Genomic DNA, 14,939 nt, shown 5'->3' with positions numbered 1-14,939 from the left:
GAGCGAATGTCCGATCACCGCGAGCAGAACCGGGCCGACCAGCAGCGCTGGCTCGAGACCACCTTCGGCAAGGCCGTGAAGAAGAGCCCCGAGCGGCGCGCCTCCTTCGCCACCACGAGCGGCATCCCGCTCCGGCCGGTGTACGGCTGCGGCGACGTGAAGCCGGGGCTGCACGAGCGGCTCGGGCTGCCGGGCGAGTACCCCTTCACCCGCGGCGTGCAGCCCACCATGTACCGCGGCCGCTTCTGGACCATGCGCCAGTACGCCGGCTTCGGCACCGCCGAGGAGTCGAACAAGCGCTACCGCTACCTGCTCCAGTCCGGCCAGACCGGCCTCTCGGTGGCCTTCGACCTCCCCACGCAGATGGGGCGCGACTCAGACCACCCGCGCGCCCGCGGCGAGGTGGGCAAGGTGGGCGTGGCCATCGACTCGATCCGCGACATGGCGACGCTGCTCGACGGCATCCCGCTCGGCACCGTCTCCACGTCGATGACCATCAACGCGACGGGCGGCATCCTGCTCGCGCTCTACCAGGCCATCGGCGAGAAGCAGGGCGTGGCGCCCGATCAGCTGCAGGGCACCATCCAGAACGACATCCTCAAGGAGTACGCGGCGCGCGGGACCTACATCTACCCGCCCGAGCCGTCGCTGCGCCTCATCACCGACATCTTCGCGTACACCGCGAAGGTGATGCCGAAGTGGAACCCCATCTCCATCTCCGGCTACCACATCCGCGAGGCCGGCTCGACGGCGGTGCAGGAGGTGGCGTTCACGCTGGGCGACGGCATCGCCTACGTGGAGGCGGCGGTGAAGGCCGGGCTCGACGTGGACGTCTTCGCGGGCCGGCTCTCCTTCTTCTTCAACGCCCACAACAACCTGCTCGAGGAGGTGGCCAAGTTCCGCGCCGCCCGGAGGCTCTGGGCGAAGATCATGAAGGAGCGGTTCAAGGCCAAGGACCCGCGCTCGATGATGCTCCGGTTCCACACCCAGACGGCCGGCTCGATGCTGACCGCGCAGCAGCCCGAGAACAACGTCGCGCGCGTCACCATCCAGGCGCTCGCGGCGGTGCTCGGCGGCACCCAGTCGCTCCACACCAACTCGCGCGACGAGGCGCTCGGCCTGCCCACCGAGGACGCGGTCCGGGTGGCGCTGCGCACCCAGCAGATCGTGGCCAACGAGTCGGGGGTGGCCGACGTCATCGACCCGCTCGGCGGCAGCTGGGCCATCGAGGCGCTCACCGACGAGATCGAGGGGCGCGCCGAGGAGTACCTGCGCAAGATCGACGACCTCGGCGGCATGGTGCAGGCCATCAGCAAGGGCTACGTGCAGCGGGAGATCCAGGAGGCGGCCTACGCCTGGCAGCGGCAGGTGGAGAAGAAGGAGCAGGTGGTGGTCGGCGTGAACGCCTTCAAGAGCGAGGACCCGCCGGTCCCGGTCATGAAGGTGGACCCGGCGCTCGAGGAGCAGCAGGTGCGGCGCGTGAAGGCGCTCCGGGCGGAGCGCGACAACGCGGCCGCCACCCGGGCGGTGGACGCGCTGCGCCAGGCCGCCCGCGGCACCGAGAACCTCATGCCGCTCGTCCTCGCCGCCGTGAAGGCCGAGGCCACCCTCGGCGAGGTGAGCGACGCGCTCCGCGACGTCTTCGGCGAATACCGGGAGACGGTGGTACTTTAGCGGGCGTGTCGTCGAAGCCACCGCCCCCGCCGCCCGGCCCGCCTCCCGTCCTCGAGCGCTCGACGGAGGCGCCGGACCCGGCGGGGAGCGCGGCCGGCGCGGCGCCCTCCTTCGGGGCCGCGGTGAGCCCGGCGGCGGCCCTCGCCGCCGCGCTCCCGTGGGAGGGGTCGCTCGCCGAGGCGAGCGCCCTCCACCTCTGCTACCTCGCGGCCGCCGCCCAGGCGAGCGGGCGGCTGCGGCTCGCCGTGGGGCGGGCGCAGGTCGCGCTCGTCTTCCGGCGCGGCAACGTGGAGCACGCCGTCTCCACCGACCCGGCCGACGACCTCGGCGCCTTCCTGGTCCGCCGCGGCGTGGTGCGCCGCGAGGCGGTCGAGGCGGCCCGCTCCGGCCCGGCCGGCGTCCACGCCGACCTCGTGGGCGCGCTCGCGGCGGCCCGCTGGCTCGACCCGGCCGCGAGCTTCCCGCTCCTGCAGGAGCACGGGATCTCGGTGGTGGCCCGCGCCGTCGGCCTCGAGCAGGGCGCGGCCCGCTTCGAGCCGGGCGTCGCCCCGCCGCCGTCGTCCTTCCAGCTCGGCCCGCGCTGGGCCGTGCTCTGCTCGGCCGCGCGCCGCATCGACCCCGCCGCGGCGCGCCGGCTCCTCGGCCCCCGGATCGACCGCGCCGCCGGCCGGAGCGGCGGGCGGGTGGAGCTGCAGTCGCTGGCGCTCACGGCCCAGGAGGCCCGGATCGCCGGGCTCTTCGACGGCCGCCTGAGCCCCGCCGAGCTGGCCGCGGCCCACCCGGCGGACGCCGAGCTGGTCATCCGGGTGGCGCTGCTGCTCGCCGAGACCGAGCTGCTCACGTTCGGCGCGGCGCGCCCCCCCGTCGCGAGCGCCACGGCGCCGGCGCCCGCCTCCGCGGCCTCGCGCCCGCCGCCCGCCTCGCCCGCGTCTTCCGCCGTCGCCGCGCGACCTCCGCCCGCCGCGCCCGCGCCGTCCGCCGACGCGGCGCGGCCTCCGCCCGCCGCGCCCGAGAGGTCCCCCTCCCCGCCGGGCGGGGAGGGCAAGGGAGGGGCGGCCAGCCCAGCCCTGCGGCCCGGCTCCACGCCCGGGCCGGTCACCCCGGCCTCTTCCCCGGCGCCGGGGCCCGCGAAGCCCGCCGCCACCCCGCCCCCTCCTCGCGCCTCCGCCCCCGCCTCCCCACCGCGCCGGGCCGAGTCGGTCCCCGAGCTCCAGGCGGTGCTGGCCCGGCTCGCCAAGGCGGACCACTTCGAGGCGCTCGGGGTGAAGCCCGACGCGCCGACGGCGCAGATCAAGGTCGCCTACTTCAAGCTCGCGAAGCGCTACCACCCCGACGCCGCGGCCCCCGGCGAGCCGGCGGAGGCGCGGCAGCTCCGCGCCGACGTCTTCGCGCGGGTGGGCGAGGCCTGGGGCGTGCTCGGGGACGAGGCGAAGCGCGCCGCCTACGTGGAGCGTCAGAAGGCCGGGGCCGCGGAGGTGGACGTGATGGCCATCCTCCAGGCCGAGAACCTCTTCCAGACCGCGACCGTCCTCGTGCGCAACCGCAAGTACGAGGAGGCCTCCGCCAAGCTCGACGAGGCGATCGCGCTCAACGCCAAGGAGCCCGAGTTCCAGGTCTGGAAGGCCTGGGTGGAGTTCCTGCTCGCCCCCGACAAGCGGCGGCAGCGGGAGGTCTCCACGGCGGTGATGGAGGCGGCCCTCAAGAAGGCCCCGATGTGCATGCCGGGGTACCTGTTCATGGGCCAGATGGCGAAGCTCACCGGGGATGCGGTGGCCGCCGAACGGTGCTACAAGCGCGGCCTCGCCCAGGATCCCGACCAGACCGACCTGCAGCGCGAGCTCAAGTACCTGAGGAAGTGACGCGTGCCCGCTCCGACCAGCCCGAAGAAGAAGTCGCTCATGCCCACCGGTCCGCTGCGCCGCCAGCTCCGCGCCGCCGGCCACCACCTCCACCCGATCGTGCAGGTGGGCAAGGAGGGCGTGACCGACGCGGTGGTGCGCCAGCTCAACCAGGCGCTCTACGACCACGAGCTCGTGAAGGTGAAGGTCGGGACCGAGAGCCCGGAGGACCGCTTCGAGGCCGCCGAGGCGCTGGCCCGCGAGGCGGAGGCGCAGCTGGCGCAGATCCTCGGGCGCACGCTGCTCGTCTACAAGAAGCACCCCGAGAAGCCGAAGTTCGAGGCCGGCCCGGCGCGGCCCGCGGCGGCGAAGGCCCGCCCTGCCGCGACCTCCAAGGCCCGCCCGGCGCGCAAGCCGGCGCCGCGCGCGAAGCCGAAGGCCGCCCGCAAGCCGCGGCGGTAAGTCGCGGCGGATCCCGCTCACCCCCTCCCTGACCCTCCCCCGCTTCGCGGGAGAGGGGAGCGCCGGAGCGCGCGGAGTGGGAGGCGTGGTGCGGCCCCCGCTTGGCGGGGGAGGAGGGCAGCGGCAGGGTAGACGAGCCTTGGGGCACCCCCTCCCCACCGCGGTGGGGAGGGCGGGGGAGGGGCGGCCCGCGGCTCAGTGCAGGCTGTTGCCCGTCCCGTGGACCGGCTGGACTGCCTCGTTCGGCTGAAAGCGCCGGCGGGCCGCCTCGAGGTCCTCCTCGTCGGCGAGCCCCTTCTCGAGCAGCACGCTGGCGGTCACCTCGGACTGCACCACCGCGTCGGCCGTGTTCTGCTCGGCCATCTCGATGCGCCCGGCCAGGTCGGCGAGCCGCGCCTCGAGCTCCCGGCCCCGCGCCTCGCTGCTCCGCCGGGCCCGTCCGGACTGCACCGCGAGGGTGAGGCAGGCCGCGGAGCTGAACAGGCCGACGACGAGGGCGAACATCGTTTCATCCTACCGGCCCCATCCGGAGGTGTCGAGCCGAACGGGCCGCTTGCCCCTCGCCCGGCCGTCCGCTATCGCTGACGGCACGTGCCGGTGACGGTCAACATGACGCTGGCGGTGAAGCGGCTCATCCGCGACGCCGCCGCGAAGCTGCCGGAGCTGGCCCACATCCGGTCGACCCGGATCCTGGTGGTGGCCGGCGAGGCGCGCCGCGCGTCGCGCGCCACCATCCGCCCGGCGCACTTCAAGGAGACCCGCGGCCGCCGCAGCGGCGCCGGCCACCGCAAGCCGCTCGTGCAGGTGCGCGGCCGCAAGATCCTCTACGTGATCACGCTCCGGCCGCTCTGGTTCCTCTCCTCCACGCCGGAGGAGCGGATCGCCACCATCCTCCACGAGCTCTACCACGTGAGCACGCGCTTCGACGGCACGCTCCACCGGGCGCGGCGCCACTCGCAGATGCCGCGCGCCACCTACAACCGCCGCGTGCGCGCCCTGCGCGATCGCTACCTCTCGCGCGCCGACGCCGAGCTCCTCGCGCCGTTCGCCCACTCCGGCACGGTGCGCGCGCGCATGTGGCTCGAGCGCCCCGCCGGCGCCTACCGCGAGGGCGAGTACCAGGGGCGCCGCGTCTACACCGAGAAGCAGCTCTTCCTCGGGCTCATGCCCATGCGCGCGTCGCCCGGCCGGCCGCGGCGGCGGCGCGCCGAGTAGGCGAATCGGGTTGCCCGCCGGCTCGCGCGGGCGCTATCACCAGCCCGGGCTCCGGGCCCTGGAGGCGGTGCGATGAAGGTGGCGATCCTGACCGGCGGCGGAGACTGCCCCGGCCTCAACGCGGTGATCCGGGCGGTGGTCCGCCGCGGCGAGCAGCACGGCCTCGAGTTCACGGGGGTGCGCGACGGCTGGCGGGGCCTCCTCGCCAACGATCACTTCCGGCTCACCCGCGACGCCGTCTCCGGCATCCTCCACCTCGGAGGCACCATCCTCGGCACCTCGCGCACCAACCCGTTCAAGTCGGAGGGCGGCCCGGAGCGCGTCCTCGAGACGCTGGAGCGGAACCACCTCCAGGCGGTGGTGGCCATCGGCGGCGAGGACACGCTCGGGGTGGCCAAGAAGTTCTTCGACATGGGCGTGAAGGTGGTCGGCTGCCCCAAGACCATCGACAACGACCTCTCCGGCACCGACTACACCTTCGGCTTCGACACCGCGGTGACCATCGCCACCGAGGCCATCGACCGGCTGCACACCACCGCCGAGGCCCACAGCCGCGTCATCGTCTGCGAGGTGATGGGCCGCCACGCCGGCCACATCGCGCTGCACAGCGGGATGGCCGGCGGCGCCGACGTGATCCTCATCCCCGAGCGGCCCATCGACCTCGACGAGGTGGCCGCGCACGTGCTCGCCCGCCAGGCGCGGGGCCGGCGCTTCTCGATCGTGGTGGTCGCCGAGGGGGCGCAGATCCAGCGGGGCAAGGACGAGGTGCAGGACCGGGAGCTCGACCAGTTCGGCCACGTCCGGCTGGGCGGGATCGCCAACGTCCTCGCCGCCGAGATCGAGAAGCGCACCGGCATCGAGACCCGCACCACCGTGCTCGGCCACATCCAGCGGGGCGGCTCGCCGACGGCGCGCGACCGCGTGCTCGGGACGCGCTACGGCGTGTTCGCCGCCGACCTCGTCCGCGACCGGCGCTTCGGTCAGATGGCGGCCCTCCGGGGCGACGCCATCGTCGGCGTGTCGCTCGAGGAGGCGACCCGCGACCTCCACCTCGTGGACCCGGCGCTCTACGACGTCGCCGCGGTCTTCTTCGGGTAGCCGGCATGCGCAAGGAGCTCAGGCTTCCCCTCACCGCCCAGGGCCGGCTCGACCGCGCCCTCGCCGACGCGCTCGGCCTGGGGCGCGCCGCCGTGAAGGCCGCCTTCGCCGCGGGCGAGGTCCGGGTCCGGGGCCGGCGCGCCCGCGCCAGCGATCCCGCCTCGCCGGGCGCCCTCGTCGAGCTCGAGGTGGAGGAGCCGGCGGGGCCGCCCGCGCCCGAGCCGGAGCTGCCGCTCGCCGTGCTCGCCGAGGGGCCGCGCTGGCTCGTGGTGGACAAGCCGCCCGGCGTCCCGACCCACCCGCTCGCGGCCGAGGAGGGCGGCACGCTCGCCAACGCCGTGGTGGCGCGCTACCCCGAGTGCGCCGCCGCCTCGCCGGATCCGCGCGAGGGCGGGGCGGTGCAGCGGCTCGACCTCGAGACCTCGGGCTGCGTGCTCTTCGCCCGCGACCCGGAGGCGTGGGAGGCCCTGCGCGAGCAGTTCCACGCCCGCTCCATCGAGAAGGTCTACCGGGCGCTCGTGGTGGGGCGCGTGCCCTCGGGCGGCGTCTGCTCGGTGCCGCTGGCGCAGCGCGGGGGGCGGGTGGTGGCGGTGCCCGACCCGCTGGCGCCGTCGGCGCAGCGCGCGGGCCAGGGGCGGCCGCGCGAGGCCGAGACGCACTACGAGGTGGAGCGGGCCTTCGCGGCCCACACGCTCCTCGCCGTCCGCATCGTCACCGGCGTGATGCACCAGATCCGCGCCCACCTCGCCTTCCTCGGCCACCCGGTGCTCGGCGACGGGCTCTACGGCGGGGTCGCGGCGGAGATGCCGCTCACCAGCCGTCACTACCTCCACGCCGCGCGCGTCGGGTTCGCGCGCCCGGAGGACGGGGTGCGGCAGGTGGTGGAGAGCCCGCTCCCGCGCGACTTCGAGGCGATGCTGGAGCGGCTGCCCCCTCCCTAGCCCTCCCCCGCTGAGGCGGGAGAGGGGAACCGCAGGATCTCCGCTGACCTCCCCCGCCGACACGGGGAGAGGCAGACCCGCTGCTCTCCCTCCCCGCCGGGCGGGGAGGGTCGAGGAGTGGCGGCCAGCGGAAAAAGAGAGAGGGCCGGGTCTCCCCGGCCCTCTCGAGCGCTTCGCGATCCCGCTCGCCGTTACTGGGCCGGCGCCGGCGCGGGCGCGCCCTCGGCGGGCGCGGCGGCGGCCGGGAGCCCGAACGACGGGGCGTCGGTCATCATGCCGATGGTGTTCACGCCGGCCGCGTGGGCGGCGTCGAGCGCCTTCACGGCGAGGCCGTACTTGGCCCCGTCCTCGGCGTTGAAGAACAGCACCTTCGACATGCGGTCCTTGTAGAGCGGCGCGAGCAGGACGGCGGCCTGGTCGAGCGTCATCTCCTGCCGGTTCAGCATCACCCTGCCGTCCGCCTTGAGCGTGAGGACGGTCTGGTCCGGCGGCACCGAGTCCGGCGGCACCACCTGGTTCGGCGGCTCGAACTCCGGCACGCGCGTGAACATCTGCTTCTCCGCGAGCGGCGTGAGCACCATGAAGATGATGAGGAGCACCAGCACCACGTCGATGAGCGGCGTGACGTTGATGTCGGTGACCGGCCGCTTCGTGCCGACTGCCATTCCCATGGCTACTTCTTCTCCTTGATCTCGGACGCGGCGAGCGAGACGCCCATCACCCGCGTCTTCGAGACCTCGAGGATCACCTCGCGGATGGTCTTGTAGTCCGCGTCCTGGTCACCCTTGACGATGATCGGGGCGCCCGGCATGGCGGCCATCTCGGCGGTGAGCCCGTCGGCCAGGTTCTGCTTGGTGAACTCCTTCTTGTCGATCCAGAGCCGGCCGTCCTTCGTGACGGAGAGCAGGATCGGATCGCCGCCGCTCTTGAGCTCGGAGACGTACCTCGCGCTCGGGAGCTGCACCGCCTTGCCCCGCTGGAGCATGGGGGTGATCACCATGAAGATGATGAGCAGCACGAGCACGACGTCGACGAGCGGCGTGACGTTGATCTCGCTCTTGACGCCCTTGCCACCTACGTCCATCGACATCTGTTGCTCCTTGTGGGCGGGCCCGCGAGCGCTGGCGCGCGGGCCCGTCCCGGCGGGCTACTTCGCCGCCGCGTCGGTGTGGCCTTCCTTGAGGAAGTAGTCGACGAGCTCGTTGGCCGAGTCGTTGATGTCCACCGTCATGTCCTCCACCCGGTTGGTCAGGTAGTTGAACATCATCACGGCGGGGATGGCGACGAGGAGGCCGAACGCGGTGGTCACGAGGGCCTCCGCGATGCCGGCCGAGACCGAGCCGAGACCGCCGGAGCCGGTGGCGGCCATCGCCTGGAAGGCGGTGATGATGCCGGCCACGGTGCCGAGCAGCCCGACGAACGGGGCGGTGGAGCCGACGGTCGCGAGGGCGCCGAGGCCGCGGCGGAGGTCGGCGATGGTGCGCTGGCTGGAGCGGTCCACGGCGCGGTTCACGGCGGCGACGACGTCGAAGTCGCCCATGCCGGCCTGGCCGCCCTTGGCGTTGATCTCCACGCCGCGCTCGTACTCCTCGATGGCGAGGCCGAGCACCTTGGAGATGTGGCCGCGCCCGAGCTTCTTGGAGAGGGCGACCGCGTCACCGTACTTGCCGTCCTTCAGCATGCCGGGCAGCTGCACCGCGAAGTTGCGCGAGGCGGAGGCGGCCCGGGCGTAGGTGACGAGCCGCTCGCCCATCACGCCGAGCGAGTAGATGCTCATGACGCCGAGCACGCCGGCGATGCCCTTCGCGAAGGGGCCCATCGTGTGCCACATGTGCACGAGGTCGAACGACATCTGCGGCGCGGCCTCGGCGGCGAGCACGAGGTGGTTGATCGAAGAGAGCAGAGGAAGCGACATCCGAACGTCTCCTGTGAGATGCGAGCTGCGGGAAGCGGCGAGCGCGGGAGCGGCGAGCGCGAATTACCCGCCGGTGAAGCGGAAGGGCATGATGACCCAGATGCTGACCGGGGTGCCGCGGGCGTCCTTGCCCGGGACCCACTGGCAGCCCTGGATGGCGTTCCAGATCGCCTGCTCGATGCGCGGATCCGGCACCGGGGTCTTCATGGTGAGGCGGGTGGGGCTGCCGTCCGGGCGGATGGCGAACTGCACCACCACCGGCGCGGAGGAGACGAACCCGGCGAGGTCGCGCGGGATGCGCACGGAGCTCTGGACGCAGTTGGCCCGGACCTGGGCCGGCTTCTGGTAGCCGTTGGTCGCGTAGTGCGGCGCGTCCTCGACGCCGCCGCCGCCCTGGCTCTGGGCCGTCTGGCCGCCGACCACGCCGCCGATCACGCCGCCCTCGACGCCCTCGTCCGAGCCGGAGTCGTCCTCCTCGGGAGGCTCGTTCGGGTTCGGCGGCTTGAGCTCCTGGATCTCCTTCGGCTGCACCATCGCCATCGGGTTCGGGCGCGGCTTCGGAGTATCGGTCTTCGGCTTGGGGGTGCTCTTCTTGCGCGCCGGCGGGGGAGGCGGGGGCGGCGGCGGGGGCGGCGCCGACTTCATGATCTTCACCGGGACCAGCGGCCCCTCGGCCACCTTGGCGGCGATGCGCGCCGAGATGGTGATGATGGCGAAGATCAGGAACGCCTGAAAGGCCGTGGAGCCGAGGACGTAGGCGCCCCGGCGGGCAGCGTTCTTACCGCCCTCTCGCTTCGTGACTTCTTCGAACACGGAACTCTCTCTGAGATGAGCCTTGGGTGGCGCAAGAAGGCTTTTTTTAAAGCTCGCTTCCTAGTATCCGGGCCCCTTCGTGTCAACTGCCTTGCCACTCGCCCGGTCGCGGCGGCGCGGGGGCCGAGGCGCGGGGTCGAGGTCCACGCGACCCGGACCGGCGATCGTCGTTGACCGCAGGTCAATGCTGGCAGGGTCCGCAAGCGATCGCCGGCGCCATCCCAGCGCGAAAAGCGAGGGGTAATATGAGACCCAGCCTGTGTGTGACCGCGCGGTTCCGCTCAAAGTGGAAAGCGGGCCGGAATTGAGCCCCCTTTTGCGGGGGGGGCTGACACCGAGTTTGCTCTGGGTATCAGACCCCCTCGGGTTCCCTTGCGGGAGAGGCATGCGGTAAGGGGAGTTTTCGTTGACACTCTGGTGACAACTGCGTAGAAATCGCACACTTTGCCATCATCTTTTCGTGGGATGTTGGCCGGGTCAGTCCCCTTAATCGGCTGCTGCTTCGAGTCTCCATCAGGGAGGAAGTCATGAGGAAGAGGTTGCTGCGCCTCCTGTGGAGTGCGCCGCTCGCGCTGCTGTTCGCGGCCGGGCTCGCCTCCGCACAAACCACCGGCTCTGTGATCGGCGTGATCACGGACGCTTCCACCGGCAAGCCGGTGGCGGGCGCCCTGGTCATCGCGACGAGCCCCAACCTTCAGGGTGAGCAGACCGCCGTCACGGATGGCAGCGGCAGCTACCGCATCACCCAGCTCCCGCCGGGTCAGTACAAGCTGGCCGTCCAGCTCGAGGGCTTCAAGCCCGCGGAGCGCTCCGACATCTCCATCCGCCTCGACAAGACCATCCGGGCCAACATGGCCGTGGTCCCTGAGGCGGTCCAGATGGAGGAGCAGGTCGTCAAGACCGGCATCGCCCCCGTCATCAACGTGGGCAGCGCCGAGACCGGCACCGTCGTCTCGAAGGAGTTCGTCGCCAACGTCCCGGTGGGCCGCGACTTCCAGTCCACCGCGATCGTGACCCCGGGCGCCCAGGTCGACACCTACGGCATCAGCTTCAACGGCGCCACCTCCCCCGAGAACAGCTACATCCTCGACGGTCAGAACGTGACCGACCCGGCCTACGGCGTCCTCGGCTCCAACATCCTCACGAACTTCGTCGAGGAGGTGGACGTCAAGTCCGGCTCCTTCATGCCGGAGTACGGCCGCACCACCGCCGGCATCATCAACGTCGTCACCAAGTCGGGCTCGAACGAGTTCCACGGCTCGGTGTTCGGCAACATCACCCCCGGCTTCCTCTCGCCGTCCGGCACGCAGGTCGGCCGCAACGGTGAGGCGATCGCCCGCGAGACCACCTTCAATCACGGCGGCTACATCGCCGACTTCGGCGCCGAGTTGGGCGGTCCGATCATGAAGGACAAGCTCTGGTTCTACGTCGGCTTCGCCCCCACGCTGCACCGCGAGGTGAGCCGCCGGTACTACCAGGCCGCGCAGCAGGCCTTCAACGCGGACGGCACGCCGACCCTCGACGGCAACAACAAGCCGGTCGCCAAGATCGACCCGAACAGCGGGTTCGCGGTCACGAAGGAGCTCCCGGGCACCAGCCGGTACTTCAACGACGACAACAACGGGTACCAGCTCACCAGCAAGCTGACCTACCTGTTCAACGAGAACCACAGCTTCACGGTCTCGTTCTACCGGGCGCCCTCCGACCGCAACTATCTCACCAACGCCAACGCCACCGAGTCGGCCGGCATGACGGCGTACAAGGAGAACCCGAACGACCTCATCGGCCGGTACACGGGCAAGTTCCTCGACAAGCACCTCGTCATCGAGGCGCAGGGCGGCTGGCACCACCAGACCACCGAGAGCGACCCGAAGAGCTACACGGTCAACGGTGACGTCATCAACCAGGCCACCACGTCGCAGGTGATCTGGCAGCGCACGCACGACCTGCAGCAGTTCACCGGGGCGATCCCGGGCTGCGAGACCGGCGCCGCCGGGTTCACGCCCTGCAACGTCACCAACTTCTGGACGGGCGGCTACGGCTTCATCGAGACTCTCAAGCTCGACCGCTACTCGGGCAAGGTGTCGGCCACCTACCTGATGGAGCTCCTCGGCCACCACGCCTGGAAGGCCGGCGTGGACATCGAGCAGTCCCGCTACGACCACGCCAAGACCTACTCCGGCGGCGCCATCGTCCGCGAGCGCACCAACGCGCTCACCGCGAGCGGCACCTACCGGTTCCAGGACTACCGCCAGTTCGGCATCGCGTCGGACGACGGCTCCTCGATCGACACGCTGGGCGGCACCTACGCCCTCCACGTGCAGTCGATCACCAACAGCCGCGCCTACTACATCCAGGACAGCTGGTCGATCCTGGACACCCTGACCCTCAACGCCGGCGTGCGATGGGAGACCCAGGACATGTACAAGAACGGCTCGGACTTCAAGAACTTCAACATCACGGACAGCATCGGTCCGCGCGTGCAGGCCATCTGGGACTTCACCGGCCAGGGCCGCGGCAAGGTGTCGGCGAACTGGGGCCGCTTCTACGAGGCCCTCCCGCTCGACATGGGCGACCGCTCCTTCGGCGGTGAGACCCAGGTCCGCGACTACCGCAACTGCACCGGCGTCATCGATCCCAAGGGCGACCTGAGCCACGTGGGCGGCTCGCCGCGCCTCTGCCCGGTGATGGTCGGCACCGCCTCCCCGTTCGGCCAGACCTACGCCCCGTACTCCACCCCGGTGGTGCCGGTGGCGCCGGACCTCAAGGCCCAGTACGTCGACATGTTCGGCGGCGCCGTCGAGTACGAGATCCTCCCCGACCTCTCGATCGGCGTCACCTACGAGGGCCGTCGCCTCGGCCGCGTCATCGAGGACATGTCCACCAACGACGGCGTGAACTTCTTCATCGCCAACCCGGCCGAGTCGAAGCCGTTCCTCGTGAACGCGGCGGGCGACAAGGTGGTCACCTCCTGCCCGACCAACGACTGCACCAAGGTCGACCCGTCCGGCGGCTACTCGACCGACGCCGTCACCGGCCGCGTCTACTTCGCGAAGGAGCCCGCTCCCGAGCGCAAGTACGACGGCATCACGTTCGAGGTGAAGAAGAACTTCTCGAACCACTGGCTCGGCCAGGCGAGCTACACCTACAGCTCGTTCCGCGGCAACTACCCGGGCCTCTTCCGCACCGAGAACGCCCAGCTCGACCCGAACATCCTGTCGGAGTACGACCTCCCGTCGCTGCTCCCGAACAAGAACGGTCCGCTGCCGGGTGACAAGCCGCACCAGATCAAGCTGTACGGCGCGTACATCTGGGATCTCACCAAGAAGCTGAACGTGACCACCGGCGCGGCCTTCCGCGCCCAGAGCGGCACGCCGATCAACGTCCTCGGCGCGCACCCCGACTACGGCAACGGCGAGGCCTTCATCCTGCCCCGCGGCTCCGGCGGCCGGACCCCGTTCAACACGCAGCTCGACCTGCTCGGCAGCGTCGACTACGTGATCGCGGCGCCGTACACGCTCAAGTTCACCGTGTCGGTGTTCAACGTCCTCAACAAGCAGGAGACGCTGAACGTCGACCAGAACTACACGTTCGACTCCGTCCAGCCGATCGTCGGCGGCCAGTGCTCCAGCCGGAACGGCGCCTCGTCGAAGGATCCGATCGCCGGCGTGCAGGCCGACTGCCCCGACATCAAGTACCTCACCACCACCGACGGCCGCCCGGTCACGCCGAACAAGAACTACGGCCGCCCGGCCAACGCCCCGGCGCCGACGTACGGCTACGCCCCGCCGGCGTACCAGGTCCCGCTGCAGGTCCGCCTCGGCGTGGCCCTGACCTTCTAGCCAAAACGGAAAGGAGACCACTCACATGTTCCGCAACTCCAGTTCCTTCCGTCGGCTGGCGCTCGTCGGTGCCTGCAGCCTGCTCGGGCTGACCTCCGCCTGCGATCCGTACGAGTCGGCCGACACCTCGAAGCCGACCCTGCAGCTGGTGCTCGCCACCGACGGGTCCCACCCGGAGATGGCCACCTCGGTCGCCGCCAACGCGACCGACGCCGCCGGCAACACCATCGTCGGCACGGTGAACGCCGCCGGCACTGGCGCCCTGACGCTGCAGGACTTCTCCATCACCTGCAAGGACAAGTCGAAGCACACCGGCTCCGCCACCACGCTGAGCCAGTGGTACGTCCAGGCGAGCAAGATCCTGGATGGCGCCACCGTCGTCGGGACCTCCACCACCTACACGGCGGCGGACGGCTCGTTCCTCGGCACGACCTGCACGCCGGCCTCCGGGATCACCGTGTCCCGCACCGTGGGCGGCGTCGCGACGGACATCACCGCGAACGCCTCGGTCTGCTACATCCCGCAGACTCCGGACGGGGGCTCCTACCTCCTGGTCTATCCGGAAGGCGCGACGGTGACGTTCGACACCGCGGGCAAGCCCGACTCGTTCACGATCAACGACATGACCCCGAGCGCCTCCTACGCGTTCACGGCCACGGTCAAGGATCACCAGGCGCAGTCGCTGCCTATCAACGTGACGATCGTGACGCCGGCGATGACCACCGACGTCTGCCCCGCCACGCCGTAATCAGCGCACGCATCGAGTAGTTCGACCCCGGGTCGGCGCGAGCCGGCCCGGGGTTCTTTATTTGCGCCTGGGCCGAGGGCCGCCAGCCGCTAGACGCCTGCTGGCCGCCCCTCCCCATCCCTCCCCGCCCGAGCGGGGAGGGAGTGCAACGAGGCGCTGCGGGCGGGCGAGCTCCGAGGTTCCCTCTTCCCCTCTCCCGCGTGAGCGGGGGAGGGACGGGAGGGGGTGCGACGGGACGCGCCTCACCGGGCTGCTCTGGCGGATCCGGTGGCCCACCTCTTCCCCTCTCCCGCGGAGCGGGGGAGGGAAAGGGAGGGGTGAGACGAGGGGCGCAGCCGCGGCCCCGGAAACGAGAAAGCCCCGCCGCGCAGGCGCGCGACGGGGCTCGGATGA

At 71.6% G+C, this 14,939-nt stretch carries 13 protein-coding genes; 8 read left to right on the top strand and 5 right to left on the bottom strand.

The window, feature by feature from the left end; all coding sequences use genetic code 11:
• Positions 1-6: 6 nt before the first annotated feature.
• From AMPC_RS13285 to yhbY, 3 genes are read left to right on the top strand one after another with little or no spacing between them, the layout of a single operon-like run.
• On the top strand, positions 7-1,674 hold the full coding sequence (locus AMPC_RS13285) for an acyl-CoA mutase large subunit family protein (protein WP_248341724.1): 1,668 nt from the start codon (positions 7-9) through the stop codon (positions 1,672-1,674).
• 5 nt (positions 1,675-1,679) lie between these two features.
• Positions 1,680-3,533, top strand: a complete 1,854-nt coding sequence (locus tag AMPC_RS13280) for a DnaJ domain-containing protein (protein WP_248341722.1) — start codon at positions 1,680-1,682, stop codon at positions 3,531-3,533.
• 3 nt (positions 3,534-3,536) lie between these two features.
• The gene (gene yhbY, locus AMPC_RS13275) at positions 3,537-3,974 is read left to right on the top strand and encodes a ribosome assembly RNA-binding protein YhbY (protein ID WP_248341716.1); all 438 of its coding nucleotides are present in this window, start codon (positions 3,537-3,539) and stop codon (positions 3,972-3,974) included.
• 195 nt (positions 3,975-4,169) lie between these two features.
• Here the strand turns inward: yhbY and AMPC_RS13270 are convergent, their stop codons facing one another.
• Positions 4,170-4,478 carry a hypothetical protein gene (locus tag AMPC_RS13270; RefSeq protein ID WP_248341710.1) on the bottom strand — a complete coding sequence of 103 codons (309 nt, stop codon included), beginning with the start codon at positions 4,476-4,478 and terminating at the stop codon, positions 4,170-4,172.
• 87 nt (positions 4,479-4,565) lie between these two features.
• Here AMPC_RS13270 and AMPC_RS13265 point away from each other — a divergent pair, with 87 nt between their 5' ends.
• The 3 genes from AMPC_RS13265 (at position 4,566) to AMPC_RS13255 (ending at position 7,228) form a co-directional block, all read left to right on the top strand.
• The gene (locus AMPC_RS13265; RefSeq protein WP_248341709.1) at positions 4,566-5,189 is read left to right on the top strand and encodes a putative metallopeptidase; all 624 of its coding nucleotides are present in this window, start codon (positions 4,566-4,568) and stop codon (positions 5,187-5,189) included.
• A 72-nt stretch (positions 5,190-5,261) separates the two neighbouring features.
• A complete protein-coding gene (locus tag AMPC_RS13260; protein ID WP_248341704.1) occupies positions 5,262-6,287 on the top strand; it encodes a 6-phosphofructokinase in 1,026 nt (341 codons plus the stop codon).
• A 5-nt stretch (positions 6,288-6,292) separates the two neighbouring features.
• A complete protein-coding gene (locus tag AMPC_RS13255) occupies positions 6,293-7,228 on the top strand; it encodes an RluA family pseudouridine synthase (RefSeq protein ID WP_248341702.1) in 936 nt (311 codons plus the stop codon).
• Positions 7,229-7,419: 191 nt separating this feature from the next.
• Here AMPC_RS13255 and AMPC_RS13250 read toward each other — a convergent pair whose 3' ends face one another.
• From AMPC_RS13250 to AMPC_RS13235, 4 genes are all read right to left on the bottom strand, one after another.
• Positions 7,420-7,899 carry an ExbD/TolR family protein gene (locus AMPC_RS13250; RefSeq protein ID WP_248341701.1) on the bottom strand — a complete coding sequence of 160 codons (480 nt, stop codon included), beginning with the start codon at positions 7,897-7,899 and terminating at the stop codon, positions 7,420-7,422.
• A gap of 2 nt (positions 7,900-7,901) precedes the next feature.
• Positions 7,902-8,318: an ExbD/TolR family protein gene (locus tag AMPC_RS13245; protein WP_248341699.1), complete on the bottom strand. Its 417-nt coding sequence runs from the start codon at positions 8,316-8,318 to the stop codon at positions 7,902-7,904.
• Between the two features lie 57 nt (positions 8,319-8,375).
• Positions 8,376-9,143: a MotA/TolQ/ExbB proton channel family protein gene (locus AMPC_RS13240; RefSeq protein WP_248341697.1), complete on the bottom strand. Its 768-nt coding sequence runs from the start codon at positions 9,141-9,143 to the stop codon at positions 8,376-8,378.
• A gap of 63 nt (positions 9,144-9,206) precedes the next feature.
• Positions 9,207-9,956, bottom strand: a complete 750-nt coding sequence (locus AMPC_RS13235) for an energy transducer TonB (RefSeq protein ID WP_248341696.1) — start codon at positions 9,954-9,956, stop codon at positions 9,207-9,209.
• Positions 9,957-10,483: 527 nt separating this feature from the next.
• Between AMPC_RS13235 and AMPC_RS13230 the strand changes: the two genes are divergently transcribed.
• Together AMPC_RS13230 and AMPC_RS13225 are read left to right on the top strand one after the other, a co-directional pair.
• A complete protein-coding gene (locus tag AMPC_RS13230) occupies positions 10,484-13,798 on the top strand; it encodes a TonB-dependent receptor (protein ID WP_248341694.1) in 3,315 nt (1,104 codons plus the stop codon).
• A 25-nt stretch (positions 13,799-13,823) separates the two neighbouring features.
• Entirely contained in the window at positions 13,824-14,546 is a 723-nt protein-coding gene (locus AMPC_RS13225; RefSeq protein WP_248341693.1) for a hypothetical protein, read from the top strand.
• The last annotated feature ends 393 nt before the right edge of the window (positions 14,547-14,939 follow it).

It is taken from the genome of Anaeromyxobacter paludicola (assembly GCF_023169965.1).
Classification (GTDB): domain Bacteria; phylum Myxococcota; class Myxococcia; order Myxococcales; family Anaeromyxobacteraceae; genus Anaeromyxobacter_B; species Anaeromyxobacter_B paludicola.
This window is presented reverse-complemented; position numbering and strand designations above follow the sequence as displayed.